Below are 24320 nucleotides of genomic sequence, written 5' to 3'. Positions count from 1 at the left end.
ACACCATGACATCACCGATGTTCGAAAAGATCGCGCTGGTCGGCATCGGCCTGATCGGCTCGTCGCTGGCCCGCGTAATCCATCGCGAAGGCCTTGCCGGTCACGTCGCCATCTCGACGCGCAGCGAAACGACGCTGGCGCGGGCGCGGGAACTCGGCCTCGGCTCCTCCTACACGACGGATGCGAAAGAGGCGGTCGGCGATGCCGACCTGGTCATCGTTTCGGTGCCGGTCGGTTCTTCGGGCGAGGTCGCCGAGGAAATCGCACCGGCGCTGAAGCAGGGCGCCATCCTCACCGATGTCGGCTCGACCAAGGCGTCGGTCATCGCGCAGATGCAGCCGCATGTGCCTGCCGGCGTGCATTTCATTCCCGGCCATCCACTGGCCGGCACTGAAAAATCGGGTCCGGACGCCGGCTTTGCCGAACTGTTCGAAAACCGCTGGTGCATCTTCACGCCGCTACCCGGCACCGACGCCGAGGCGCTGGAAGGGCTCTCGGAATTCTGGCGCCGCTGCGGCTCCAACATCGACACGATGGATCCCCAGCATCACGACATGACATTGGCCATCGTCTCGCACCTGCCGCACATCATCGCCTACAACATCGTCGGCACCGCCGACGATCTGGAGTCGGTGACCAAGTCGGAGGTCATCAAATATTCGGCCTCCGGCTTTCGCGACTTCACGCGCCTTGCCGCGTCCGATCCGACGATGTGGCGGGACGTCTGCCTGCACAACAAGGATGCCATCCTCGAAATGCTGGCACGGTTCTCGGAGGATCTGGCCTCGCTGCAGCGGGCGATCCGCTGGGGCGACGGCGAAAAGCTGTTCGACCTGTTCACCCGCACCCGCGCCGTCCGCCGCTCGATCATCGAGGCCGGCCAGGACATCGACGTGCCGGACTTTGGTCGGCAGGCAGTCGAGCACCCGGCCAAGCAGTAGCCTGTCTCGACCGCCCGGCCGTCAGTCCGCCGGCCAGTGAGCCGCCATCATCGCCAGTGTCTCGGCCCTGTCCGGCGCGCCCAGCCTGCCGCCGAAGCGCAGGCATTTGAGCGCGGCGGCGGCGCTGGCAAAGCGCAATGTCCGTTCGATCGGCATGGCCTCGGCCAGCCCGACGGCAAAGGCGCCGTGAAACACGTCGCCGGCGGCAAGCGTGTCCACTGCCTTGATCCTTGGCGCCGCGACGTGGCGCACCGACGCCACCGAGCGGTCGAACCACCAGCTTCCCGCTGCGCCGCCTGTCACCGCTACGAATGCATCGGTGCGTCTGGCCAGCGCTGCACAGGCCTCCTGCGGGCCTTGCTCGTCACCGCAGAGGATGAACGCCGCCGGCTCCGACGCAACGATGTGCGAGGCGAGCGGAAACAGCCGTTCCAGCGCATCCCGTGGCGCGGTGTCGGCATCGAGTATGGCTGGACGGCCGATTGCGCGCGCCGCCGTCAGGGCCAGAGCTGCCGCGCCCGGCCAGCGCACGTCGACCAGGACGGCGTCGAATGCGGCGAGATCCTGAGTGGGGAGCGCTTCGGGGTCGGCCTGGGCGAGCTTGTCATAGAACGGAACAATAATGCGCTCGCCATGCGTGTCGACCAGGATGGCCGACAGTGCCGACCGCGCGCCGGCGACGCGCCGGACAAAGCTGCAATCGACGCCTTCGGCCTCAATGCCGGCGACCAGCTGATCGCCGACGAGGTCGTCTCCCGCGCTCGCCCACAGCGATACGTCCGCGCCGAGGCGGCGTGCGGCGCAGGCAGCGCTCGAAGCCATGCCCGAGGCGATCTGGACGCCGTCGGACGCGATGAACTTGCCCTGACGCGCCGGAAGCGTATCGACGCGAAGGATCGTATCGAGCGTCAGCGCGCCAACACTCAGGAGCTTCACCGGGCGGTTCATCTATCTTCCTGTTTGGCCATGGTCTTTCCGAACTGGAGGTTCGCAATCATCGCCTAATCGACCGGCTCGATCCTGCCCAGCGGGATAAAACCGAGCGAGGCCTTGCCCTTGACGATCTTGAGCGGCATCGACGGTTCGTTGCCAAGCAGCGCCAGCCCGGCAAAGCCTGTTTTGATCTGGCTCTTCTGCTCGGGAATGGCTTTGCCGAGGATTTCCGCCACCGCCTTCGGATCGCTGATCCTGATCATCAGGTCGGCGTCGATCAGCCCGTCGGCATCGACCGAAACCGGTCCGGAAACGGTGACGCCCGCGCTTCCCGACGACAGATCGAGCTTGCCGATATCCACCGCCTGGCCGCGCAGGCTCTCTGTTTGTGTCTTGATCAGCGCCACGCCGTTCTTCAGCGTCACGTCGCCGCCGCCGTCGAGCGGCGGCAGCACGCGCCCATCGATGGCATCCGGTTCGATTTCGAGATTGGTGAAACTCCCGGCATAGTCGATGTCCTGGCCGTTCGGACGCAGTTGTCCGGCCGCTGTCCCGGCGCTGAACAGCTCGACCGGGTCTGTGCCATCCGCCGGATCGGTCTGGGCTGACAGGCCCGCGGCCTCCAGTGAAACGCGCCGGGGCAGGGGCCAGGATAGTTTGACGTTCGCTCGCAGATTGTCCCAGTCGATCCACAGCGGCGCCATCCCCGGCACGGAGGTCCTGAGCGGCCCGCGCAGGTCGGCGCCAGGTGACAGGATCTGGGTGATGTGCGTGACTGCTTTGAGGCTGCCGAGCGAGGCGGCGACGTTCCTGGTGTCGTCCTGATAAGCCAGGCTGTCGCAGGAAATGGCGAAGCTCGAGGGATAGCCGCTGACCGTGAGATTGGCGCAGTCCGCCTCGATGCCATTGCCGTTGAGGTCGGCCACCGCTTTGCCGGCTTCGCTCTTGACCTTGTCTGCCAGGTAGAACCAGCCGGCGCTGTAGAGGCCGAACAGCACGACGATGAAAACGCCGAGCCAGAACAGCCGGCGGAGAAAATTCGGCGGGCGTTCGTCATTTGACGTCATGCTGCGGCTCTCGTTGGCGCGTGTTGCAGAGGGGACTGTCGTTTCCGGCAAGATCGGGTAGACGGAGACGGATTGAAAAAACACCGATTCCAGTGCGGTGCTGCAACCAGGCTTGGCGATATGGGCGATTTTTGGGTTTTTGGCTACGGCTCGCTGATCTGGAGGCCGGGATTTGCGCATGTCGAGACGCGGCGGGCCCGCCTCCATGGCTACCGCCGCTCGCTGTGCGTCTACTCCTTCGTGCATCGCGGCACGCGCGAACGGCCCGGCCTGGTGCTCGGCCTCGACCGTGGCGGCTCCTGCATCGGGCTGGCTTTCCGCGTCCCCGGCGATCTGCGCAACGAGGTCATCACTTATCTGCGCGAGCGCGAGCTGGTCACCAATGTCTATCTAGAGCGCATGCTTAGCATTCGCCTCGACAATGACGCTACGAACGGCGAGAGGGTCTTGGCGGTCGCCTATGTCGTCGATCGCGCCCACGAGCAATATGCCGGCGCGCTCGATGCTGCCGATGCGGCGAGCGTCGTTCGCGGCGCCGTTGGCCAGTCGGGAAAGAATGAGGACTACGTGCTCAGCACGCTGGAGCACCTCGAAGCGCTGGGCATCCGCGACCATTGGCTGGAAGAGGTAGCGAAACGGATCTGATCGTGATCTTCTTTCGTTGTTTGACCATGATCCCGAAAACCGTCGCTTACCCTTCGGTTCGGGATCATGGTCCGGGTTACATCCCGAAAATCTGCTTTCCGAGATCGGCGCGATCCAGGCTGTTTGTCACGGCGAGCTCGAACTCCGCCAGCGGATGGATGCCGCCGACAGGGACATGGAAATCGGGTTGGCCGAAGATGTCGACAATCTCGCGCAACACTGGCCGGTCGGCTTCGACAGGCGGCGAAAAGAAGTAGCGATAGATATTTGCCCTGATCTCGAGGCCGCTCAGCAGCACGTCGAAATTGTGCAGTTCGAAACGCTCTGTGCTCATGCCGCCATTGATGATCATCTGCCCGCCCATCGCCAGGGTGCGGATCAATTCGCCACTGACGGGTCCGCCGACATTATCGATGATCCCGTTCAGCCCGGCGCCGCCGGTCATGTCCATGACCGCTTCCCTGATGCCGACCTTCAAACCCGACAGATCGAGGATAGCGGTGGCACCAAGCCCCTTCAGGTCCAGCCTGTCGCGAGATCGTCGCACGAGCGCAATCACGTTGATGCCGCGCCGTTGGGCGAACTGCATCACCATCGTCGAAACCGATGAATAGCCGGCCGTGACGGCCAGCCACTGCCCAGGCTGCACACGGGAATCCGCCAGCAGGTCCCAGGCGGTGATGGGGTTCACCATCTGCCCGGCGCGTTCGACCGGATAGCCGGCGGGCAGCGGGATCAGCCAAGCGGCCGGAACGGCCGCATATTCTGCCCAGCTGTCGTAGTAGCTGAATGCGACAAGTGTGCCCGGTTTCAAGCCGACGTTCGCGCCCACGGCCTCGACAATGCCGGCGCCATGGTTTCCGGCGATCTGGCGGGGGAAATGCGGCTTCTTCGGTTCGGGATAGAGGTTTTGGATGAACAGAAAGTCGCCAGGGTTGATCGAGGCGGAGACCATCCTGAGCAGCACCTCACCGTCGCCGATTCGCGGCATGGGCACGTCGCCGAGATAGAGCACGTCCTGCGGCGAGCCGATTGCGTCGAATACAACTGCTTTCATGGTGGTCTCCAATAAAGGGCGATCTGGCCATGCAATCCGGACGCGGCCAGATCGCAGGCACCGGCGTTTTCATCGGCGTCGCGGAACCTAAGGCCGCTGGCAAAAATCGGAAATTGGCAGATTTGACAATCTATGTGCTAAACTTGCCATAGCTGTTCAAAGGAGCCATCTTGGACAATCGTCCCGTCCACGCCGTGATCTGGCTGCCGTCGACCTTCTATTCTGCTGTCGCCGCGACGCTTGTCGAAATGTTCGAGCTGGTAAACACCATTCGCGGCGCGCCGGCGATTTCCTTCGAATTCGTGGCACGGCAGGCCAACGCCACGACGACGCCTGGAATCGCCTTTCACACCAGACGCGAACCCTCGCAGCGCATGGACCTGCTGGTCCTGCTGGCCATGCCCGGCATGCAAATCCCGGAGCTTGTTGCCGCGCTGGAGGAAGAGAGCCGCCACGCCGCGCCGCTTATCGCAAGTGCGCAACGCGACGGCGCCATCATCGCCGCGCATTGCGGGGCCGGTTACTTCCTGGGAGACGCCGGTCTTCTCGACCGAAAGCGCGCGACGATCTCCTGGTGGCTGAAGACCGATGCCCAGCGTCGCTTTCCGAAGGTGCGTTGGGACGCTTCACGTGTGCTGATCCGGGACGGACGGATCTATACTTGCGGCGGCGGTTTTTCAGGCCTGGAACTCGGCAAGGCGCTTCTGCGGGATCTTGGCTTCGCCAGGGAGGAGCGTCTGGTTCGCAAATTGCTGGTGTTGCCGCCGTCGCGGCAGATCCAGACACCCTATGAGTTTCCGCTTACCGATCTGCTGCCTTCGCAAGAGCCGTTCCGCGACCGGCTCGAAACGATGTCCAGAAAACAGCTCGGAGCGCTCGACCTTGCCTTCCTTGGTGCGCAACTCGGTCTGTCGCCGCGAACGCTTGCGCGCCGGTTTTCCGATGAATTGCACACCACTCCCGGCCGATGGATCCAGGACCGGCGCCTTGAGGCCGCGAAAACACTTCTTGAAAGCACTAAACTCGGTATTGCGGAAATATGTTACCAGGTCGGATACCGGGATACGGCCTCATTCAGCCGGCTTTTCAACCGCGTGGTCGGACTGCCGCCTGGTGAATACCGGCGCCAGAGCCAGTAGACATCGGCTGGAACGTCGAACGCGGCGGATCGCGCCCCCGGATCGCGCCCTTGTGAAGCACTGGCCCGTCGGAAAGAACGGCCAGGCCTTTGACCTCGGCGCGGTGAGACCTAGGTAAGCGAGGGCTTTTCGCCCGCTCCTTTCCATTCCCCACGGAGATCAGTCTTGCAGAAACGTCGTCTCGGTCAAACCGACCTGTCCATCGCGCCGCTGGTTCTGGGCGGCAATGTCTTCGGCTGGACCGCCGACGAGAAAACCTCTTTCGACCTGCTCGACCGGTTCGTCGGCGCCGGCCTCAACGCCATCGACACCGCCGATGCCTATTCGCGCTGGGTTCCCGGCAACAAGGGCGGCGAATCCGAAACGATCATCGGCAAATGGATGAAGAGCCGCGGCAACCGCGACAAGGTCGTGGTGATCACCAAGGTCGGGTCGGACATGGGGCAGGGCAGGAAAGATCTCTCCGCGGCCTATATCGAAAAGGCCATCGATGCGTCGCTGAAGCGGCTGCAGACCGATGTCGTCGATCTCTATCTGTCGCACTGGCCGGACCCGGCCACCCCCTACGAGGAAACGCTCGGCGCCTACCAAAAGCTGCTCGACAAAGGCAAGATCCGCAACGTCGGCGCCTCCAATCTCGATGCCGGCCAGTTGCGCGCCGCGCTCGATGTAGCAAGCTTGCGGGGCCTGCCGCACTATGCGGTGCTGCAGCCGGAGTACAATCTCTACGATCGCGCCTCCTTCGATGGGCCGCTGCGCGATCTGTGCATGGCGGAGGATATCGGCGTCATCACGCGCGCTTTTGCCGAGATCGGCTTCGCTGCGGTACTTGCCGCTCAAAAACCCCTTGGCGAGGTGCCCTGCCATACCATTGCCGGCATCGCGCCTGGATACTGGTATACAGATGGCCGAACAGGTCTTTTCCCATCCGGAACTATGGCAGCAATTGCTCGCACTTGTGCTGGCATCTGCGGTCGTGATGGGCAGTCCGGGGCCGGCGACGATAAGCGTCACCGCCGTTGGCGCCGCCTTCGGCCTGCGCGATTCGCTCCGCTACGCCTCGGGCATCATTCTTGGTACGGTCGCCGTGCTTTTGGTCGTCGCGACGGGCATTACGGCCATGCTCGCCTCAGTGCCGAAGCTCACACCGCTCCTGGCGGTGGCATCCGCAGCCTACATCCTCTACCTCGCCTTCAAGATAGCAACGGCCCCGCCTCTGGCAGCGCGTACCGGCGGGGCGGCGCGTCCCACATTCCTCGGCGGGTTTCTTCTGGCCGTCGCCAACCCGAAAGCCTATGTGGCGATTGCCGCCGTATTCGGCGGCACGTCGTCCGCCGGTGAGCTCGATGCAGGGCTCAAGCTGGCGGTCCTCGCTTCGATGATCGTCGCCATCCATGTCCTGTGGCTTCTCGCCGGGGCAGCGTTTGCGCGCTTCCTGCGCAAACCGCTGGCCTCGCGGATCATCAATCTGACGTTCGCGGCAACACTGGTTTTGACAACGGCGCTGGCTGTGATTCCCTAGGGGGATAGTGCCGACCAAGCAGATGGTTCAGGCCGGGGTATCGGAGCCAAGTTCCCTCAGCCGCTTTACCGCCGTCGGCGGCATCGGCGGCGGGTTTGGCGCCTGGGACGCCTCGATGAGCAGCTGGTCGCAGGCGGCTTCCGTCTCGCCGATCAGCCGTTCCATGAATTCCTCCTTGCCCAACCCCGCCGGGATCGGCGGCAGGAAGCGCGCCTTGATCGTGCCGGGATAGCGCAGGAATTTCCGGCGCGGCCAGTAGAGGCCGGCGACATGGGCGACCGGCACCACGGGAATGCCAAGCTGGGTATAGAGCTCGACGATGCCGTATTTATAGGCCGGCTCGTCGCCCGGCGCCCGGCGCGTGCCCTCGGGATAGATGATCAGCTGGCGGGGATTGCGCGCCAGCTCCTGCCTGGTCGCGGCGACCACCGCTTTCAGCGCCTTCGAGCGGCTGCCGCGGTCGACCGGGATCATCCGCATTTTCAGGATGTACCAGCCGAAGAACGGGATCCAGGTCAGTTCCCGCTTGAGGATGTAGATCGGATCTTGCAGGAACGGGAAGAAGGCGATCGCGTCCCAGAAGGACTGGTGCTTCGGCGCCAGGATGAATGAACCCTCGGGCAGGTTTTCCTGGCCGGTGATCTCGCTTTTGGTGCCGGCGATCTTGTCATAGAGCCACATGCTGGTGTGTGACCAGAATTTCGGCACGAACCAGGCGCGGTGGCGCGGCGAGAAGAAATAGTACGGGGTCCAGAGAATCATCTGGACGATCAGATTGACGTAGAAGACGAAGTTGAACGCCAGCGAGCGGACATAAAGCATGCAGGAAAGAGCCCGGTGAGGAGGTGTGCGTTGGTTACACCAAGCGCGGGCAAAAAGGAAACGGTGCGATGGCCCGTTCTTCAGGCCTGCCACGTCGCTTGCAGCAGCCGTTTCTTCAGGCGTGGGGCGGCGAAATCGAGGAACGCGCGCAGTTTCACCGGCAGCAGGCCCTGGCCGGCATGCACGAGATTGACCGGCCATGGCTGCGGCTCGAATGCCTCCAGCACGGTGCGGAGGGTGCCCGACTGCACTGCAGCTGCGATCTGGTAGGAAAGCACCCTCGTCAACCCGGTGCCGGCAATCGCGGCATCGATCGCTGCTTCCGCGGTGTTGACCCGAAGCCGTGAGCGGATCGGAACGGTGAGGTCGGTCTTGCCCGTAGCAAAAGTCCATGCGCCTGGAGCGGTGAGCCCCTCGAAGGTGACGCAGTTGTGTGCTGCGAGGTCTTTCGGCGTATCCGGCGTGCCGTGGTCGGCCAGATAGGCCGGGCTCGCGCAAACAACGCGCCGAATCGAGCCGATGCGGATGGCCACCAGGCTGGAGTCGGGAAGTTGGCCGATGCGGACGGCGAGATCGATGTGCTCCTCGGTCAACTGGGTTATCCGGTCCGCAAGCATCAGCCGAATAGCCACGTCGGGGTAGGCGGCGAGAAAGCCGGTGACGACCGGCAGCACATGCAGGCGGCCAAAGACGATCGGTGCGGTGATGATCAGTTCGCCCGTCGGGGCGCTGTATTCGCCGGCGGCGGTCCGCTCGGCCTCGCCGACCTCGTCGAGAATGCGATGGCAGGCGGCGAGGTAGGCGTGACCTGCGTCGGTCAGCGTCAGCTGCCGCGTCGAGCGGTTCAGAAGACGCGTCTTCAGATGCCGCTCCAGGTCGGAAACCTTGCGGCTGACCGTTGCAAGCGGGATGCCGAAACGGCGCCCTACGGCCGAAAGGCTGCCGGCCTCCACCGCGGCGACGAAAAGCGACATGGCCTCGAGGCGATCCATACTTCTCCCAGAAAATGGAAGGATTCTTTCCATTTATACCATCTGCGTCCGTAACATGGAAGGCATTATCTCTTCGCTGGCTATGGCTCGCAGTTCTGCTTCAAAGGAGGCCTTTTCCATGAATGCGCACGTCTTCACCAGCGATGTCGCCTTTACGCCAACCGTCAAGGCGATCCAGGCCCGCAAAGGCTCACGCGAGGCCTACGCCCGCGCCGAGGAGCGCGGCAGCTGGCAAGCTGATATCACGCCCGATCTCGCCGCCTTTATCGAGGCGCAGACCAGCGTCTTCCTGTCGACGGCCAATGGTGAGGGCCAGCCCTACATCCAGCATCGCGGCGGGCCGGCCGGCTTCCTCAAGGTGCTCGACGAGCGGACGATCGGCTTCACCGATTTCTCCGGCAACAGGCAATTCATCACCCAGGGCAATCTGGACGACAACCCGCGGGCTTTCCTGTTCCTGATCGACTATGCGCATCGGCAGCGCATCAAGATCTGGGGCAGCGCGCGGGTCGTCGAACAGGACGCCGAACTGATGGCGAAGCTGATGCCTGAAGGCTACAAGGCGCGCCCGGAGCAGATCATCCTGTTCACGGTTTCGGCCTGGGATTCCAATTGCCCGCAGCACATTCCACAGCGTTTCGAAGCGGCCGATGTGGCGGCGGCGCTGGCCGAGCGGGACAAGCGTATCGAACGTCTCGAACACGAGATCGCGCAGTTGCGCAGCGCCTCAAGCGCCACGCTCAAGGAATGATACCGCTGCCGGTTCCTGATCGGCTCAGTTCGGCGCAACAGCCTCGGCCAGCGCGATGCCGGTTGGCGTTGGCTTGACTGGCACGATGCCGCGCGCCAGCGCCAGCAGATATTTGTTGTATTCGGTGAACAGCACGCGCAGCGCCCTAGGCTTGGTCAGCCAGCCGCCATTGCCAAGATTGCTGTTGACCACCGGATAGGGCTCGAGCTTGGCCTTGTGCAGCAGCCGGCCCATTTCCAGCAGGCTGCGCGGCATGTGATAGTTGTTGGTGACGAGGATCACGGTGCCATAGGCGTGGTCTTCCACCCACTTGGCACTTTCCTCGGCATTGCCGATCGTGTCGAGCGCGGCACGGTCGATGTCGACGCAGCAGGAAAACAATTTCTTGTCGCCGCGGGTCGCGACCTGAAGCTGGCGGCGGCTGGCGGAAGGATGCACGCCGCTGATCAGCAGCCGCTCGCCCTTGCCGGACGCCAGCAGGCCCATGGCCGCGTCGAGACGCGAATGGCCGCCGGTCAGCACGATGATGGCATCGGCCCTTGCCGGATTGGCGGGCGTTGCTAGACGGCTGACGGTGTTGGCGAACCAACCGAAGCCGCCGGCAAACAACGTTGCCAGCACGAGCAGAAAGAAAGCTGAGATGCGTAGTGCGCTCGCCAACCGGCGGGGCTTGACGCGCTCGCTTGAACGCGTAATCACCAAGGGCAACTGTCCAGCCGTTCCGGTCGAGTCGCGCGCGTCCATCGTCTTTATCGTTAACTCCGAAATACGGCGTTTAGTAGGCCGAAAGGCACAAATTTCGTTACGCTAATTCTCTATCCGTGATCACCCTGCGTCCGGCTGGCGGACATCGATGTCGCTGAGATAGGTGACGACGGTGACATGGGAGGTTGCCGCCGTCAGCGCACCGATGACCAGCACCATGAGAACAACGCCGAGATAGCCCGCCGAACCGATGGCGAAATTGCCGAACAGGGCGGTCGCCTGATCGGCCTGCGGCGTCGCCATGTTTCGCGACGACCACCACGAGAAGACGATGAAGACGAACACCGCCGCCGCACCCCCGGCGGCGGCGCCCTTCATGCCGGTGACGAGAAAGTGGTGGCGGAATTCGCGCGCAATGAAGCGCGCTTCGGCGCCGACGAAATGCAGCACCTCGATGATGTGGCCGTTGCCGGCCATGGCGCCGCGCGTCGCGAACACCACGGTCAGCACGGTTGCTGCCAGCATCAGCGCCAGCACGGCGATGCCGATGGTCACCGTGGTGCGGGCCATGGCGACCAGCCGGTCGACCCAGGTGCGATGGTCGTCAAGCGAGGCACTGGGCAGTTTCGGCGTGATCGCGGCGCGCATTGCGGCGAAATCGGGCGGGTTGGTCTCGTCTATGGTGACGATGATCAGACGCGGCACCGGCAGCTCGTCGATGTTGAGACCCGAACCCAGCCAGGGTTCCAAAAGCCGAGCCGTGGCATCGCGGTCGACGATCCTGGCGCTCTTCACGCCAGGAAATTCGCCGGCGATCTGCGAGGCCTGGGCAAGTGCTGCCTCGATGTCGAGGCCGTCCATCGGCTTGATCTGGATCGTCGCCTCGCGTGAGATCTGGTTCTCCCAGACCGAGGCGGTGTCGCGCACCAGCGTCACCGCGCCGAAGGTCAGGCAGGAGAGGAACGTCATGATGGCGATGACCAGGACCAGCGCCCGGCCGGCGATGTTCTGCGCGGGCACGATCGGCGCCATCTTGCGCTGAACGCGCTGCGTCCCGGCCCTCTCGGCGTATTGGTCTTCGACATGGCGAGCGGACGGGTCAGTCATAGATATCCAGCCTTCCGCCGGACAGGATCATGCGGCGTGCGTCGACCTGTTCCATCAGGCCGAGGTCGTGCGTTGCGATCACCACGGCGGTGCCCAGCCGGTTGAGTTCGATGAACAGCCGCAACAGGCGTCGCGCCAGCGGCGGATCGACATTGCCGGTCGGCTCATCGGCAAGCAGGATTTCGGGCTGCTCGATCAGCGCCCTGGCGATTGCGGCGCGCTGCTTCTCGCCACCCGACAGCACCGGCGGCAGCACATGCATGCGCTCGCCAAGGCCGACCCATTTCAAGAGCTCGGTCACGTCGGTGCGGTAGCTGGCCTCCTCGCGCCCGCGCACGCGCAGCGGCAAGGCCACATTCTCATAGGTCGTCATGTGGTCGAGCAGGCGAAAGTCCTGGAACACCACGCCGATGCGCCGCCGCAGATGCGGCAGCTCGGCGCGCGAGATGCGCGAGCGGTCCTTGCCGAAGATGGTGATCAGCCCGCGCGTCGGTTTGAGCGACATGAACAAAAGCCGCAGCAGCGTCGTCTTGCCGGCGCCCGAAGGGCCGCTCAGGAACTGGAAGGAGCGCTCCGGTATGTGCAAGGAAATGTCGCGGAGGATTTCCGGACCCATGCCATAGCGGAGGCCGACATTTTCGAAGCGGATCACGTTCGACGACCTGAAACTTGCGGCGGCGACGAGCCAGCCTTCTCTGAGAAAAGACCATCGGCCGCCATGGTTAACCGGCGGTTAATTTTGGGTTTTTTTGGGCGCGTCACAAGGGTTTCCGGGGGAAACGTTAACCATTTCCGTTTACGCATAAGAAACGAAGAGCGAACAAGTGCGAAGTGCTGGGGCCGCGATGGCTGACGATCGAACCGCGCGCCCGGTTTCCGGCGAAATCATGACCGATACGGCCGCAAATCCTGTGCCGGAACGCATCATGTGGGAACCAGCCGACGACGTCGTCGACGCCGACTACGAGGTGCTGCCGCGCTTAACCGCCAGCACGGGCCTTTCACCGCCGCTTTTGCCCGTGATCACCACGCCATCGATCAAAGGCATGGACATGCTGCGCAAGCCGGTAGCGGCGATGGAACGACTGCGGACGTCGCGCGGCGGGCCGATCTTCTGGATCGCCGGCCTCAGTGCCGCGTTTGCAGCCTTCTGGGTCTCGGGCGGCCACGCGCTGGTGCGCCAGACGCCGCTTCGTTTCGCGACGCAGGAAACGGGCGCCGCACTGACCATTTCAGGTGTCACATCGCGTATCGATGCGTCCGGGCCGCAACCGGTCTTGTTCGTCGGTGGCGAGGCCGCGAATGACGGCGCCAGCCCGTCGCCATTGCCACCGCTGGAAGTCCGGGTCACCGGCAATGACAGGCGCACAACCCGTTATAGGCTGGCGACATTTAACCGTTCGCTGGCGCCCGGCGAAAGATTTGGCTTTTCCAGCCGGCTCGACGTGCCTAGAAACGGGGTCAAGACCGTCTCGGTCACCTTCGCCAATTAGCGGCGATCATTTCTGGAAAGGCAGCCAATGCCAATCGTGCGCGGCAAGGATATCGAGGTCCTGTTTTCGGCGTCGGCGATCGCCCGCCGCAATCTGGAGCTCGCCAAGGAGATCGCCGGGCACGACTATCATGACCTTCTGGTGATTTCGGTGCTGAAAGGATCGTTCATCTTCGCCGCCGACCTCATCCGCGCCATGCACGATGTCGGCCTGTCGCCCGAGGTCGAGTTCATCTTCATCTCCAGCTACGGCGCCGGCACCACCAGCGGCGAGGTGAGGGTGCTGCGCGACATCGACAACGAGGTCGACGGCCGCGACGTGCTGTTGATTGACGACATCCTCGAATCCGGCAAGACGCTGTCGTTCACCCGCGACCTGATGCTGTCGCGCGGCGCCAAAAGCTGTGCCATCGCCGTGCTGCTCGACAAGCGCATGCGCCGCCAGACCGCGCTCAACGCCGACTATGTCGGCTTCGACTGCCCCGACTATTTCGTCGTCGGCTATGGCATGGATGTCGCCCACGCCTTTCGCGAACTGCCGTTTGTCGGCGTCGTCAAGGGCGACGCCTAGATTTATCTTCGATGCGGTTGCGGTTCAGGAAAAGTCAACTTTTCCACGCCAACATTCCGCTATGGCAAAGCTCCTGATCGTTGAGGACGATGAGTCCGTCCGCACCCTCGCCGCTCGCGCGCTCGAACGCGCCGGGCATATGATCGACATCGCCGCCGACGGCGCGCAGGGGCTTGTCCTGATCCGCGCTGCACGTGGCGGCTACGACCTTGTCGTCTCGGATATCCGGATGCCGGGGATGGACGGCATCCAAATGGCCAAGGCGGCGGCATCGCTTTTCCCGGCGATGAAGATCCTGCTGATGACCGGCTATGCCGACCAGCGCGAGCGCGCCGAGGAATTGAACGGCGTCATTGTGGATGTCGTGCAGAAGCCGTTCACGCTGGCCGAAATCCGCGCGCGCGTCGAACAGGCGCTCGCCTGTTTCGCTTAAGATCCAGCGCGGTCACGCCGGATCGCAGGTCGCTGCGATTGCCGGCCCGCTGCTCCGGCTCCGGCTGGCGTTGAGCGCGAACAGACCGGCGCCGATGATGAGAGCGGCGCCGATGACGGTGGTCGATCGCGGCACTTCGGCAAAGAACAGGAAGCCCCACAGCGGCGACCAGATGATGCCGGTGTATTCGAAGGTGGCGACGCCGTTGGCAGGCGCCAGCCGGTAGGCCTGCGACAACAGGATCATCCCGGCCGAAGCGACGACGCCGCAGGCGGCCATCGTCAGGAAGTCGATGGGTGTCGGCCAGATCCATGGCCTGACCAGGAATTCGAGGCTCGGATGCGTGGCATGAGCTATTCCTGCCAGCCAGAACAGCCCGGCGACCGCTGCAGCGCCCAGGACATAGACGCCGTTTTGATAGAACGCCATGATCGTGGACGATTCGGTGTCGCCGATCTTGCGGGCCATCAACTGCGAAAAACCGTACAGCACCGCCGAGGCCAGCGACAGCAGCGCCGCCCAGTCGAACAGCCCGGCACCGGGTCGCAGCATCACCAGCACACCGAGCATGCCGACCATGACGGTGACCAGCGTCTGCCACGCCACCCGTTCGCCGAGATAGGGGCCGGCAAGCGCCATGATGATCAGCGGTGCCATGAAATAGAGCGCCACCGCGTCGGCGAGCGGCAGGGCGGCGATCGCCAGGTAGTAGAGTGTGTAGGAGGTGAACAGGATCATAGCGCGCATCGTCAGCATGCGAAACCGCTTCGAAAAGATCGCCCTAAGCCCGACATCGGCATGAACCAGCACGAGAAGAATGGGCAGGGCGACGATCGAGCGGATCGCCATCACCTCGGTCACCGGATAAGTGTCCGATACGGCCTTGATCAGCGGATCCTGGAGCGAGAACACCAGAACGCCGAGGCAAAGGCTTGCCATGCCAAGGAAGATCCGGTTCGGCATGTCGTTCGGCGGCTCCTTACGTTGCGGCCCGAGGCGTCGGGCCTGCGTAATTTTTGGCATGTCGTCGTCGCAAAACCGCCGCGCACCTTGGGCGACATGCATCAAAAAGAACCCGCCACCGTTTCGGGCAGCGGGTACGAGTGAGGACTTTATTGGTCCGCAGCCGATTTCGCAGCCGCATATCCAATGGGTGAAGCGACTATTATCCGTCGTTTGACATGTTGCAAACGAATTGGAATGATGCCAGCAATCAGATTTTCTTATGGCGGACAAATGAAGCCCACGCTCGACAGCGATCTGCTGCGCACCTTCGTCGCGGTCGCCGACGCCGGCAATTTCACCAAGGCTGCGGTGCAGGCCGGCCGTACCCAGTCGGCGGTTTCGATGCAGATGAAGAAGCTCGAAGATATGGTCGGCGACAGCCTGTTCGAGCGCGGCTCGCGGGGTGTGGCGCTGACGCGCCGCGGCGGCGAACTCATCGTCAACGCCCGCCGCATCGTGTCGCTGCTGGACGAGACGGCGGCATCGATGGTCGCGGCGCCGCTTGGCGGACCGGTGCGCATCGGCATTCCGGAGGAATACGGCCGCGCGATCCTGTCGCGCGCGCTCGGCGCCTTTGCCAAACGCCATCCTCAGGTCGACATCACCGTCCGTTACGCGCATTCCGGTGCGCAGATCGCGGCGCTCGCCGCCGGCGAGCTCGATCTGGCGGTGGTGTTCGAATGGCAGGACCTCTCCGGCGGTGAGGTGCTGATGCATGACCCGACCGTGTGGGTGACGTCGGAGCTGCACCACATGCATGAGGAGCGGCCGGTGCCGATCGCGCTCTACAACCGCGCCGGCTGGTGCAAGGATTTCGCGATAAAGTCGCTGGAACAGCGTGGTCTCGCCTATCGTGTCGCCTATACCAGCGATACCAATGGCGGCCTGCGGCTTGCCGTCACCTCCGGGCTGGCGATTGCGCCGATCTCGCGCAGCAACATCCCGGCCGGCTGCCGCGAGCTTACCGCCGCCGACGGATTCGGCGACATCGATTCCTCGAACGTGGTGCTGCGGCGCAATCCAAACGCTTCCGGCGAGGCCATCGCCAGCATGGAAGAGGCGATCCGCGAGGCGTTTACCAACCGCTAATCACAGCAGGCCGGCGGCATTACTTAAGCTCCAGCAGCCGCTCCAGATAGCTGCGCTCGATGTCGGGGCTGAGCGCGTTGCCGAGCCGCTTGCGGATCGCTTCGAGGATCTGGCGGGCGCGCTGCACGTCGATCTCGTCCGGCACCTTCACCGACTCGCCGAAATCAGGACCCTCGGTGGCGCGTGGCCGGCCGAGCGGATCGCGGTCGGCATTCTGCTGGCGGCCGCCGCGCTCGCCTTGGCCCTCGTCGCCCTGCATGGCCTGCAATTGCTTCATCATGTCCTTGGCGCCCTTGCGCAACGCCTCCAGCGCGCGGCCCTGGTGACCGACCGCCTGATCGCCATCGCTGTCGCCAAGCGCCTGTTCGGCATCGCCCATGGATTTGCCGGCCTCGCCAAAACCCTCATTGGGCTCGAGCCCCATGCCTTCGAGACCCTTTCTCAATTGGTCGAGCTCGCTTTGCAGTTTGCCCTGGCCTTCCTGCAACTGCTTCAGCGCGTCGGCGAATTCCTCCGGCGTCATCGGCTTCGGCCGGCCGAGCGGATCGCGGTCTTCGCCCGGGCCGGGCTGCTCGCCCTGTTCGCCCATTTGGCCCTGCTCACCGTTCTCGCCGAGCTGCTCGTCTCGGTTCTGCCCGCGCTGTTGCTGGCCGCGCTGCATCTGGTCCATGCGGAAGGTCTCGTTCATCATCTCCTGCTGGCGCCGCATGATCTCGCCGAGCTTGTCCATCTGCTGGCGCATTTCGCTGTTCTGCTGGCCGCCCTGCTGCTGACGCCCGGCCTGCAGGTTGTTCATCATGTCCTGCAGCTGCGAAAGCAATTGCTGCGCGCTGTCGCGATCGCCGGACTTCGCCAGATTCTCGATCTGGTCCATCATCCGTTCGATATCACTCTGGCGCAGTTCCTGGCCGTTCTGCTGCATCTGCGGCGCGTTCGGATTCTGCTGCGCACGTTGGGCGAATTCCTGCAGGAACTGGTTCATCGCCTCGCGCAGTTCCTTCATCGCCTTGTCGATCTCCTCGTCGCTGGCGCCGTTCTTGATCGCGTCCTGCAACGCCTGCTGCGCCTGGCGCAGCCGCCGCTCGGCGTCCGAAAGGTTGCCTTCCTCGATGCCGAGGGCGATCTCCCAGAGATAGGCGACCTCGTCGCGCAATTTGTCGTCGTTGTCGGCCATCTTCAGCCGGGTGCGGGCGCTCATGATGGCGAGGTAATGCGCCATATTGTCGAACGTATCTTCGGGCCTGAGCGTGATCGCATCCATCAGGTCGAGCACGCGGCTCTTGGCGTTGGCGTCGAGTGCCAGCACCCGGCGCTGCTCGATCACGGCCCTGGCCAGCGGGTTGGAGAAAGGTCGCTCCGGCATCACCAGTGTCTTGGTTTCGCTGGTTGCCGTATGCCCGGCATCGTCGGTGGCGACAAGCCTGAGCTTGATGTCGCCGCCGGCCCAGACATGCTCGGTCAGGTCCTTGGTAGTCTTGGCGGCATTGCCCTTGGCGCCGCGGCGCGGCAGCGTCAGCGGCATTTCGGGCGCGCCATAGAGCGGATGCGCATTCGGCGCCGGCGGATCGGCCAATACGAAATCCGCCTTGGCGGAGGCCGCGCCATAGTCGTCGTCGATCTGGTAGTTGAGCTCGAAGGAGCCGTTGGCGGCGCGTTTCGGCTCGCCGACGAAGCGGATCTGTGGCGGCTTGTCCGGGATCACCGCGAAGGCCCAGCTGCCGAGTTCGTCGCCGCCCGAGTTCAGCGTCAGCGTGCCGTTGGCCGTCAGCTTTTCCGTGAACTGGCGCACCGTGGAGGCCGCCGGCTTGGCCGCAGCCGGCTTGCCCGCAGCCGACTGGGCCGCGTCGGCCTGCTGCCCGGCCGGCTCGATGGTGCGGGCGTTGCCGTCGGCGTCGGCAAAGCTCAGCGTTTCCTCGCCCGAGCCGCCGGTGACGCGCAGCGACACATCGCTGCCTTCCGGAACGGTGAAGGTGGACGCAGCCTGATTGCCATTGCTGGCGAGGGCCGGGTTGGCGAGGGCTGGGGAAGTGAGGAATACCGGTGCCCTGCCAGTGTAGGCCGGCGGCGTCACCCAGGCGTCGATGCGCGGCGGCACGGCGTCGCGCGCCGCGTGGGCGCTGAACCCGTCTGCTATGCGGCCGCCCGACGGCCCGAAGGAGAAGGCGAAAGCGGCGACCAACACAAGCGCCGCCACGGCCCGCAGCCCCCACGGGTCGCGCTCCGGCACCCGGGTGCGCGGCAGGTCGCCACCGAGGTTGCCGAGTTTTTCGGCCATGCGTTTCTGGTGCTCGCGCCACAGCGCTTGCGAAAAAATGCTTTCCCTGCCGCTCGGCCGGTCCGTCTGCACCAGCACCGGGCTGTGCAGCAATAGGTTGGCCGCCTCGATGCGCCGATCGATCTCGGCACTCGACGGCACCCGGAAGAAACGCAGGGGATAGAGCGCGACAAGGGCTGCGATGGCGAACACAGCCACAAGACCGATGCGCGCCATGTCGGGCAGCAGAAGGAAGAGGCCGAGCCAAGAGACGCTGAGGAACAGGCTGGCGACGATGACGAGCGGGAGCAGCAACGGCCAGCCACGCTCGACCGTCATCGAGACCCGCGTCGCCAGCCGGCTCAGGGCAAGACGCCCGGCCAGGCTGCGATCGCTGGTTAAGGTGGGTCGTTGCGTCATCGGCCCTTCCTGTTCGGGCGGGATAACCCGAACCTCACAAATCTATCGCACCGGCCCGAAAATCGGATGCAAAGGACTCAAAGTCTTAGATGCACGTCGCTCCAAACATACCAAGAAACACGGCGAAGGCGAGGCAGTTCCCTAAAACGTGAACAGGACTGCCCCTGCTATCGTCAGAATCGAGCCGGATTGGCGTTTGCACCGCAGACCAGCACGGCGACACGCTCGCCCGCAGCCGGCGCGTAGCGGCCGGACAGGAGCGCCGCGAAGGCCGCGGCGCCGCCCGGCTCGGAGATGATTCGCACCCGGTCCCAAAGCGCCGCCTGCGCGGCGATGATCTCGTCGTCGCTGACCAGTATGGAACGCTCGACGAAGGCCTCGGCGATCGGAAACATCATTTCGCCGACGCGCTTCGGCGCCAGCGAATCGGCGGCGATGCCCTCAGTCGGCGCATCGACGGGCCGGCCGGCCTCGAAGGCGCGATGAAGCGTCGGCGCGCCCTCGGGCTCGACGGCGATGATCCTGATGCGGCCGGCAAACCAGGCGGCGATGCCGCCGATCAGGCCGCCGCCACCGACGGCGACCAGCAGCGTGTCGAGGCCAGGCAGGTCGGCCTCGATCTCGAGGCCGAGCGTGCCTTGCCCGACCAGCGTTTCCTCCTGGTTGAAAGCGTGGATCTGCAGCGCGCCGGATTTTTGCGCGAGACTTTCGCTGGCGGCCAGTGCCTCGGCATAGCGCGCGCCGCCGACGACCAGCTCGGCGCCATAGCCGCGGATGCGTTCCAGCTTGGCCGGCGGGCTCACTTCGGGAACGAAGATGGTCGCCTTGTGGCCGAGCCGCATGGCGGCGTAGGCGACCGCGGCACCATGATTGCCGCCCGATGCGGCGACGACGCCAGCCTTGGGAACCAGCCGCTCGAGAAGATTGGTGAACGCGCCGCGCGCCTTGAACGAGCCGGAATGCTGCAGGCATTCGAGCTTCAGGTCGACGCCAAGAGGCGGACGGCCGAAATCGGCCATGTCGATGCGCAGCACCGGCGTGTGGCGCACGAAGGGCCGGATGCGCGGCTCCATTGCGGCGATGCGTTCGCGAGTGATGCTATTGCCGTTCAGCATGGTCTGCTCCCAAGGGGTTGACATCACTTAGTAACTTAGCAAAATAGCTAAATGCAAGAGGTTGATGTCTTCAAGGCGATCGCCAACGAGCGCAGGCTGCAAATCCTCGATTGGCTGAAGGACCCGCGCGCGCATTTTTCGCCGCAGACGGATGGCGATCTGGTCGAGGACGGCGTCTGCGCGCTGCTGATCGCCGAAAAGCTGGGGATTACCCAGGCGACGCTCAGCGAGCACATGCGGGTGCTGACCCAGGCCGGCCTTTTGCGCAGCAAACGCATCAAGCAGTGGACATTCTATCGCCGCGACGAAGGCAGGATCGCCGAGACCAGGGCGCTCATTCAGCACCGGCTGTAGCGCTGCAGACGATCTATTCTTGTTTGACCATGATCTTTTCCGAAAACCGGTTCCCACTTTTTCGGGATCATGGGTCTACGCCAGCCAATCGGGCAGCGAATCCAGGCCGATCAGCTCGTCATAGGTCTGGCGCCGGCGCACGACGTGGAAACGGTCGCCGTCGACCAGCACTTCCGGCACCAGCGGCCTGGTGTTGTAGGTGCCGGCCTGCACCGCGCCATAGGCGCCGGCGGTGGCGATGGCGATCAGGTCGCCGGCCTTGAGCCGCGGCAGGTCGCGGTCGAGGCCGAGATAATCGCCAGTCTCGCAGACCGGGCCGACGACGTCCACCATCATGCGCGGCGCTGCGGCCGGCTGCTGCACCACCGGCTTGATGTCATGGAAGGCGTCGTAGAGCGTCGGCCGGATCAGGTCGTTCATCGCGGCGTCGACGACCAGGAAATTCTTGGCGTCGCCCTCCTTCACGAAGATCACTTGCGAGACGAGGATGCCGGCATTGCCGACGATCAGCCGGCCCGGCTCGAACATCACCTTCAGTCCGAGCTTGGCGACATGCTTCTTGACGATCTGGGCGTAAGCGTCCGGCAAGGGAGGCGGGCTGTTGTCGACGCGGTAGGGAATACCAAGGCCGCCGCCGAGGTCGATATGCCCGATGGCGTGCCCGTCGGCGCGCAGCACGCCGATCAACTCCACCAGCAGCGCAAAGGCGTCGTCGAAGGGCTGCAACTCGGTGATCTGGCTGCCGATATGAGTGTCGATGCCGGTGACCTTGATGCCAGGCAGCTCAGCTGCGCGGGCATAGACCTTTCGCGCCTTCTGCCAGGGAATGCCGAACTTGTTCTCGGCCCTGCCGGTGGAGATCTTCTTGTGGGTCTTGGCATCGACATCCGGATTGATACGCAGCGAGATCGGCGCCACCTTGCCCAGCGCCGCGGCGCGGGCCGACAGCAATTCCAGTTCCGGCTCGGATTCGACGTTGAAGCACAGAATGCCGGCCGAGAGCGCAAAATCGATTTCGCGCGCGGTCTTGCCGACGCCGGAAAACAGGATCTTGTCGGCCGGAATGCCGGCGGCCAGCGCGCGGCGCAATTCGCCTTCCGAGACCACGTCGGCGCCGGCGCCGAGCCTGGCCAGGATTTTTAGCACCGCCTGGTTGGAATTCGCCTTCATGGCGTAGCAGACCAGCGCGTCGAGCCCGGCAAAGGCCTGCGCAAACACGCGGAAATGCCGGGTCAACGTCGCCGTCGAATAGCAATAGAACGGCGTGCCGACGCTTGCGGCGATCTCTGATATCGCCACGTCCTCGGCATGCAGCACGCCGTCGCGGTAGTCGAAATGGTTCACGAGAGTGGTTCCGGAAGTTGGAGCACGATGAGATCGGCCGATCTCATCAGCTCTAGATCAACGGATCGAGAATGAATTTTTTGTCCTCGACCGGTTTTTCCGGCTCCGGCGGCACGGGCTGCTCTGCCTTTTGTGCGTCCTTGCGCGCCTGCACGGCCGCTTCATAGGGCGTCTCGAGCCCGGCTTTCCTACCGCAGGCCGTTACGGTTGCCAGCGCCGCCAGCAGCGTCAGCGTCACCAAAATCCTGCTTGCGGTCATCGATCCATCCGTCCGAAACTTTTGCCCGCCGCTTTTAGCCGAGTTTTTCCGGCATTGCACCCCGGCATCACGCCCTCGCAATGTGCTTTTTCCAGTAGCGGATCTGCTTCCTCACTTCCGACGGCGCGGTGCCGCCGAAGCTCGTGCGGCTCTTCACCGAGTTCTGCACGGCAAGCACGGAAAACACGTCCGCTGTGATGCCGGGGTGAATGGACTGCAAGTTTTCCAGCGGCAGCCTGTCGAGCCCGATCTTCTTCTCTTCGGCCAGCGCTACCGCGCGGCCGGTGACATGATGCGCCTCGCGGAACGGCAGGCCGAGCGTACGCACCAGCCAGTCGGCGAGATCGGTCGCGGTCGCATAGCCTGAGCCGGCGGCCTTCTTCATGGCGGCGGCATTCACCGTCATGTCGCGCACCATGCCGGTCATCGCCGCCAGCATCAGGTCGAGCGTCTCGGCGGCGTCGAACACGGATTCCTTGTCTTCCTGCATGTCCTTGCCGTAGGTCAGCGGCATGCCCTTCATCACCGTCAGCAGGCCAACCAGATGGCCGGTGACGCGGCCGGTCTTGCCGCGCACCAGCTCGGCGGCGTCGGGGTTCTTCTTCTGCGGCATGATCGAGGAGCCGGTGGAGAATGAGTCCGACAGCCTGACGAAGCCGAATTGCGGCGTCGACCAGATGATGATTTCTTCGGCAAGCCGCGACAGATGCGTCGCGCAGATCGCCGCCAGCCCCAAAAACTCGAGCGCGAAATCGCGGTCCGAAACGCTGTCCAGGGAATTGCGCATCGGCTCACGGAAGCCGAGCGCCTTGGCCGTCTGGTGCCGGTCGATCGGAAAGCTGGTGCCGGCAAGCGCGGCCGCACCGAGCGGGCTTTCGTCCATCCGTTCGATAGCGTCGCGAGCACGCGACAGGTCGCGCGAAAACATCTCGACATAGGCCATGCAGTGGTGGCCAAAGGTCACCGGCTGCGCCGCCTGCATGTGGGTGAAGCCAGGCATCACCGTTGCCGCATGCTCCTCGGCCCGCTCCAGGAACGCCGTGATCAGGCCCTTCAGCGCCTCGGCGACGCGAAAGCACTCGTCCTTGACCCATAGCCTGAGATCGACCGCCACCTGGTCGTTGCGCGAACGGGCGGTGTGCAGGCGGCCGGCAGCCGGGCCGATCAGCTCGGCAAGGCGGGCCTCGACGTTCATGTGGATGTCTTCCAGCCTGGTCGAGAACTCGAACGTGCCGGCTTCAATCTCTGCCAGGATCGTGTTCAGCCCGTGAGCGATTTTTTCTTGATCGGCCGCCGAAATAATGCCCGTTTGCGCCAGCATCTCGCTATGGGCGATCGAGCCACTGATATCCTGCGCGTAGAGTTTGCGGTCGAACGAGATCGACGCGTTGATCGCTTCCATGATCGCGGCCGGACCCGAGGCAAAACGTCCGCCCCACATCTGGTTGCTGGCCTTCTTGTCGCTCATCGCTATACCCGTGCTCCGGAGCAGTTTTTAAAAAATGGCAAACGGCAATCGATTTTTCCCGGCCCCGCGCCTCATCCTCGCCGCTTTGGTGGCAGGCGTGCTTGCCGGCGCGGTCGCGGTATATGTCAGCGAAAGCGGTTCTGGCAACAACGCCCCCGCTCAAGTCGCGGTTGGCGACGGCAAGGACGATGTCGCCTGCGCCGCCAAGGCCGACCGCGCCAAGACGGTCGCGGCGGCTGCCACCGGCCAGGTTGCAGCACTTTTGCCCGCCGATCCGCCGCAATCGCTGAAGGGCCTTGCCTTCAACAGCCCCGACGGCAAGCCGATGACGCTCGCCGACCATGCCGGCAAGACGGTGCTGCTCAATCTGTGGGCGACATGGTGCGCGCCCTGCCGCGCCGAAATGCCGGCGCTCGACGCGCTGCAGAAAGAAATGGGCAGCGACGCCTTCGAGGTCGTCGCGGTCAACGTCGATGCCGGCAACGACGCCAAACCGAAGAAATTCCTCGAGGAAACTGGCGTCAAGGCGCTCGGCTACTACCGCGATTCGACGATGGCGCTGTTCAACGATCTCAAGACACGTGGCCTGGCGCTCGGCCTGCCGGTCACCTTGCTGATTGACTCGGAAGGCTGCCTGATTGCCCACATGAACGGCCCGGCAGAATGGTCGAGCCCGGACGCCAAGCGGCTGGTCGAGACGGCGCTCGGCAAGTCGGACTAATGCATGTCGAGCAAAGTGCGACGCGCTTTTAGGCGCCGGCGATCGTTGCCGGTTCCGTCGCCTTGTTCGTAAGCCGGCTTGGCAATTCCTTTCCATCGGCTCTCATTTCGGAGC

Annotated in this window: 25 protein-coding genes and 1 pseudogene; 12 read left to right on the top strand and 14 right to left on the bottom strand. The window is 64.1% G+C overall.

Annotation, left to right across the window (positions count from 1 at the left end):
* Positions 1-5: 5 nt before the first annotated feature.
* A complete protein-coding gene (locus BQ8794_RS03055) occupies positions 6-941 on the top strand; it encodes a prephenate/arogenate dehydrogenase family protein (protein WP_174654354.1) in 936 nt (311 codons plus the stop codon).
* A 21-nt stretch (positions 942-962) separates the two neighbouring features.
* On the opposite strand, the gene BQ8794_RS03050 is transcribed toward BQ8794_RS03055, so the two are convergent.
* Positions 963-1889 (bottom strand): PfkB family carbohydrate kinase, encoded by a 927-nt coding sequence (locus BQ8794_RS03050; RefSeq protein WP_077372935.1) that lies wholly within the window; start codon positions 1887-1889, stop codon positions 963-965.
* Positions 1890-1942: 53 nt separating this feature from the next.
* Complete coding sequence (locus BQ8794_RS03045; RefSeq protein WP_077372932.1) at positions 1943-2941, bottom strand: DUF2125 domain-containing protein; 999 nt, start codon at positions 2939-2941, stop codon at positions 1943-1945.
* A 120-nt stretch (positions 2942-3061) separates the two neighbouring features.
* Between BQ8794_RS03045 and BQ8794_RS03040 the strand changes: the two genes are divergently transcribed.
* Positions 3062-3586: a gamma-glutamylcyclotransferase gene (locus tag BQ8794_RS03040; RefSeq protein ID WP_077372929.1), complete on the top strand. Its 525-nt coding sequence runs from the start codon at positions 3062-3064 to the stop codon at positions 3584-3586.
* Between the two features lie 76 nt (positions 3587-3662).
* Here BQ8794_RS03040 and BQ8794_RS03035 read toward each other — a convergent pair whose 3' ends face one another.
* Positions 3663-4643 (bottom strand): quinone oxidoreductase family protein, encoded by a 981-nt coding sequence (locus BQ8794_RS03035; RefSeq protein ID WP_077372926.1) that lies wholly within the window; start codon positions 4641-4643, stop codon positions 3663-3665.
* A 170-nt stretch (positions 4644-4813) separates the two neighbouring features.
* Between BQ8794_RS03035 and BQ8794_RS03030 the strand changes: the two genes are divergently transcribed.
* The 3 genes and pseudogenes from BQ8794_RS03030 to BQ8794_RS03020 all read left to right on the top strand — a co-directional run bounded on the left by BQ8794_RS03030 (position 4814) and on the right by BQ8794_RS03020 (position 7304).
* The gene (locus BQ8794_RS03030; RefSeq protein WP_077372923.1) at positions 4814-5782 is read left to right on the top strand and encodes a GlxA family transcriptional regulator; all 969 of its coding nucleotides are present in this window, start codon (positions 4814-4816) and stop codon (positions 5780-5782) included.
* A gap of 165 nt (positions 5783-5947) precedes the next feature.
* A pseudogene (locus tag BQ8794_RS03025) lies at positions 5948-6601 on the top strand (aldo/keto reductase); the annotation flags it as partial.
* A gap of 85 nt (positions 6602-6686) precedes the next feature.
* Positions 6687-7304: a LysE family translocator gene (locus BQ8794_RS03020; RefSeq protein ID WP_077372920.1), complete on the top strand. Its 618-nt coding sequence runs from the start codon at positions 6687-6689 to the stop codon at positions 7302-7304.
* Between the two features lie 27 nt (positions 7305-7331).
* On the opposite strand, the gene BQ8794_RS03015 is transcribed toward BQ8794_RS03020, so the two are convergent.
* Together BQ8794_RS03015 and BQ8794_RS03010 are read right to left on the bottom strand one after the other, a co-directional pair.
* Positions 7332-8126, bottom strand: coding sequence for a lysophospholipid acyltransferase family protein (locus BQ8794_RS03015; RefSeq protein WP_077372917.1), 795 nt, complete (start codon positions 8124-8126; stop codon positions 7332-7334).
* A gap of 80 nt (positions 8127-8206) precedes the next feature.
* Positions 8207-9118: a LysR family transcriptional regulator gene (locus BQ8794_RS03010; protein ID WP_077372914.1), complete on the bottom strand. Its 912-nt coding sequence runs from the start codon at positions 9116-9118 to the stop codon at positions 8207-8209.
* Between the two features lie 118 nt (positions 9119-9236).
* Between BQ8794_RS03010 and BQ8794_RS03005 the strand changes: the two genes are divergently transcribed.
* Positions 9237-9869, top strand: a complete 633-nt coding sequence (locus BQ8794_RS03005; protein WP_077373327.1) for a pyridoxamine 5'-phosphate oxidase family protein — start codon at positions 9237-9239, stop codon at positions 9867-9869.
* 24 nt (positions 9870-9893) lie between these two features.
* On the opposite strand, the gene BQ8794_RS03000 is transcribed toward BQ8794_RS03005, so the two are convergent.
* From BQ8794_RS03000 to ftsE, 3 genes are all read right to left on the bottom strand, one after another.
* On the bottom strand, positions 9894-10613 hold the full coding sequence (locus BQ8794_RS03000) for a YdcF family protein (protein ID WP_077372911.1): 720 nt from the start codon (positions 10611-10613) through the stop codon (positions 9894-9896).
* Positions 10614-10694: 81 nt separating this feature from the next.
* Positions 10695-11681, bottom strand: a complete 987-nt coding sequence (locus BQ8794_RS02995; RefSeq protein WP_077372908.1) for a cell division protein FtsX — start codon at positions 11679-11681, stop codon at positions 10695-10697.
* Positions 11674-12333 carry a cell division ATP-binding protein FtsE gene (gene ftsE / locus BQ8794_RS02990; RefSeq protein ID WP_023797212.1) on the bottom strand — a complete coding sequence of 220 codons (660 nt, stop codon included), beginning with the start codon at positions 12331-12333 and terminating at the stop codon, positions 11674-11676. The genes BQ8794_RS02995 and ftsE overlap by 8 nt, the downstream gene beginning before the upstream one ends.
* A gap of 235 nt (positions 12334-12568) precedes the next feature.
* Between ftsE and BQ8794_RS02985 the strand changes: the two genes are divergently transcribed.
* The 3 genes from BQ8794_RS02985 (at position 12569) to BQ8794_RS02975 (ending at position 14177) form a co-directional block, all read left to right on the top strand.
* Positions 12569-13174, top strand: coding sequence for a hypothetical protein (locus BQ8794_RS02985; RefSeq protein ID WP_244554834.1), 606 nt, complete (start codon positions 12569-12571; stop codon positions 13172-13174).
* 27 nt (positions 13175-13201) lie between these two features.
* Complete coding sequence (hpt, locus tag BQ8794_RS02980; RefSeq protein WP_077372902.1) at positions 13202-13744, top strand: hypoxanthine phosphoribosyltransferase; 543 nt, start codon at positions 13202-13204, stop codon at positions 13742-13744.
* Between the two features lie 61 nt (positions 13745-13805).
* Positions 13806-14177: a response regulator gene (locus BQ8794_RS02975; RefSeq protein WP_077372899.1), complete on the top strand. Its 372-nt coding sequence runs from the start codon at positions 13806-13808 to the stop codon at positions 14175-14177.
* 12 nt (positions 14178-14189) lie between these two features.
* On the opposite strand, the gene BQ8794_RS02970 is transcribed toward BQ8794_RS02975, so the two are convergent.
* Positions 14190-15140 (bottom strand): DMT family transporter, encoded by a 951-nt coding sequence (locus BQ8794_RS02970; RefSeq protein ID WP_077373324.1) that lies wholly within the window; start codon positions 15138-15140, stop codon positions 14190-14192.
* A gap of 273 nt (positions 15141-15413) precedes the next feature.
* Here BQ8794_RS02970 and BQ8794_RS02965 point away from each other — a divergent pair, with 273 nt between their 5' ends.
* Positions 15414-16271 (top strand): LysR family transcriptional regulator, encoded by an 858-nt coding sequence (locus BQ8794_RS02965; protein ID WP_077372896.1) that lies wholly within the window; start codon positions 15414-15416, stop codon positions 16269-16271.
* 19 nt (positions 16272-16290) lie between these two features.
* Here the strand turns inward: BQ8794_RS02965 and BQ8794_RS02960 are convergent, their stop codons facing one another.
* Together BQ8794_RS02960 and BQ8794_RS02955 are read right to left on the bottom strand one after the other, a co-directional pair.
* Complete coding sequence (locus BQ8794_RS02960) at positions 16291-18945, bottom strand: TIGR02302 family protein (protein ID WP_077372893.1); 2655 nt, start codon at positions 18943-18945, stop codon at positions 16291-16293.
* 173 nt (positions 18946-19118) lie between these two features.
* Positions 19119-20060 (bottom strand): threonine/serine dehydratase, encoded by a 942-nt coding sequence (locus BQ8794_RS02955; protein WP_077373321.1) that lies wholly within the window; start codon positions 20058-20060, stop codon positions 19119-19121.
* A 51-nt stretch (positions 20061-20111) separates the two neighbouring features.
* On the opposite strand from BQ8794_RS02955, the gene BQ8794_RS02950 reads away from it, so the two are divergent.
* Positions 20112-20414: an ArsR/SmtB family transcription factor gene (locus BQ8794_RS02950; RefSeq protein ID WP_077372890.1), complete on the top strand. Its 303-nt coding sequence runs from the start codon at positions 20112-20114 to the stop codon at positions 20412-20414.
* A gap of 75 nt (positions 20415-20489) precedes the next feature.
* Here the strand turns inward: BQ8794_RS02950 and lysA are convergent, their stop codons facing one another.
* From lysA to argH, 3 genes are all read right to left on the bottom strand, one after another.
* Positions 20490-21758, bottom strand: a complete 1269-nt coding sequence (lysA, locus tag BQ8794_RS02945; protein WP_077372887.1) for a diaminopimelate decarboxylase — start codon at positions 21756-21758, stop codon at positions 20490-20492.
* Between the two features lie 52 nt (positions 21759-21810).
* Positions 21811-22017: a hypothetical protein gene (locus BQ8794_RS02940; RefSeq protein ID WP_077372884.1), complete on the bottom strand. Its 207-nt coding sequence runs from the start codon at positions 22015-22017 to the stop codon at positions 21811-21813.
* A gap of 67 nt (positions 22018-22084) precedes the next feature.
* Positions 22085-23485, bottom strand: coding sequence for an argininosuccinate lyase (gene argH / locus BQ8794_RS02935; protein ID WP_077372881.1), 1401 nt, complete (start codon positions 23483-23485; stop codon positions 22085-22087).
* A gap of 34 nt (positions 23486-23519) precedes the next feature.
* Here argH and tlpA point away from each other — a divergent pair, with 34 nt between their 5' ends.
* Entirely contained in the window at positions 23520-24206 is a 687-nt protein-coding gene (gene tlpA, locus BQ8794_RS02930; protein WP_077372878.1) for a thiol:disulfide interchange protein TlpA, read from the top strand.
* Positions 24207-24320: the final 114 nt, after the last annotated feature.

Origin of the sequence: Mesorhizobium prunaredense, from assembly GCF_900156895.1 — a bacterium.
Lineage (GTDB): Bacteria > Pseudomonadota > Alphaproteobacteria > Rhizobiales > Rhizobiaceae > Mesorhizobium > Mesorhizobium prunaredense.
The sequence above is the reverse complement of the archived record's forward strand: the minus strand, read 5'-3'. Positions and strand labels throughout refer to the sequence as shown.

What these genes read in the sequence shown, in the direction of transcription:
- BQ8794_RS02950 (WP_077372890.1), top strand. Translation starts at nt 20,112, where the DNA reads ATGCAAGAGGTTGATGTCTTCAAGGCGATCGCCAACGAGCGCAGGCTG.
- BQ8794_RS03035 (WP_077372926.1), bottom strand. Translation starts at nt 4,643, where the DNA reads ATGAAAGCAGTTGTATTCGACGCAATCGGCTCGCCGCAGGACGTGCTC.
- BQ8794_RS02975 (WP_077372899.1), top strand. Translation starts at nt 13,806, where the DNA reads ATGGCAAAGCTCCTGATCGTTGAGGACGATGAGTCCGTCCGCACCCTC.
- BQ8794_RS03045 (WP_077372932.1), bottom strand. Translation starts at nt 2,941, where the DNA reads ATGACGTCAAATGACGAACGCCCGCCGAATTTTCTCCGCCGGCTGTTC.
- BQ8794_RS02970 (WP_077373324.1), bottom strand. Translation starts at nt 15,140, where the DNA reads ATGCCGAACCGGATCTTCCTTGGCATGGCAAGCCTTTGCCTCGGCGTT.
- argH (WP_077372881.1), bottom strand. Translation starts at nt 23,485, where the DNA reads ATGAGCGACAAGAAGGCCAGCAACCAGATGTGGGGCGGACGTTTTGCC.
- BQ8794_RS03040 (WP_077372929.1), top strand. Translation starts at nt 3,062, where the DNA reads ATGGGCGATTTTTGGGTTTTTGGCTACGGCTCGCTGATCTGGAGGCCG.
- BQ8794_RS02965 (WP_077372896.1), top strand. Translation starts at nt 15,414, where the DNA reads ATGAAGCCCACGCTCGACAGCGATCTGCTGCGCACCTTCGTCGCGGTC.
- hpt (WP_077372902.1), top strand. Translation starts at nt 13,202, where the DNA reads ATGCCAATCGTGCGCGGCAAGGATATCGAGGTCCTGTTTTCGGCGTCG.
- BQ8794_RS03005 (WP_077373327.1), top strand. Translation starts at nt 9,237, where the DNA reads ATGAATGCGCACGTCTTCACCAGCGATGTCGCCTTTACGCCAACCGTC.
- BQ8794_RS02995 (WP_077372908.1), bottom strand. Translation starts at nt 11,681, where the DNA reads ATGACTGACCCGTCCGCTCGCCATGTCGAAGACCAATACGCCGAGAGG.
- BQ8794_RS03050 (WP_077372935.1), bottom strand. Translation starts at nt 1,889, where the DNA reads ATGAACCGCCCGGTGAAGCTCCTGAGTGTTGGCGCGCTGACGCTCGAT.
- BQ8794_RS02985 (WP_244554834.1), top strand. Translation starts at nt 12,569, where the DNA reads ATGACCGATACGGCCGCAAATCCTGTGCCGGAACGCATCATGTGGGAA.
- BQ8794_RS03000 (WP_077372911.1), bottom strand. Translation starts at nt 10,613, where the DNA reads ATGGACGCGCGCGACTCGACCGGAACGGCTGGACAGTTGCCCTTGGTG.
- BQ8794_RS02960 (WP_077372893.1), bottom strand. Translation starts at nt 18,945, where the DNA reads ATGACGCAACGACCCACCTTAACCAGCGATCGCAGCCTGGCCGGGCGT.
- tlpA (WP_077372878.1), top strand. Translation starts at nt 23,520, where the DNA reads ATGGCAAACGGCAATCGATTTTTCCCGGCCCCGCGCCTCATCCTCGCC.
- BQ8794_RS03055 (WP_174654354.1), top strand. Translation starts at nt 6, where the DNA reads ATGACATCACCGATGTTCGAAAAGATCGCGCTGGTCGGCATCGGCCTG.
- BQ8794_RS03015 (WP_077372917.1), bottom strand. Translation starts at nt 8,126, where the DNA reads ATGCTTTATGTCCGCTCGCTGGCGTTCAACTTCGTCTTCTACGTCAAT.
- BQ8794_RS02940 (WP_077372884.1), bottom strand. Translation starts at nt 22,017, where the DNA reads ATGACCGCAAGCAGGATTTTGGTGACGCTGACGCTGCTGGCGGCGCTG.
- BQ8794_RS03010 (WP_077372914.1), bottom strand. Translation starts at nt 9,118, where the DNA reads ATGGATCGCCTCGAGGCCATGTCGCTTTTCGTCGCCGCGGTGGAGGCC.
- BQ8794_RS03020 (WP_077372920.1), top strand. Translation starts at nt 6,687, where the DNA reads ATGGCCGAACAGGTCTTTTCCCATCCGGAACTATGGCAGCAATTGCTC.
- BQ8794_RS02955 (WP_077373321.1), bottom strand. Translation starts at nt 20,060, where the DNA reads ATGCTGAACGGCAATAGCATCACTCGCGAACGCATCGCCGCAATGGAG.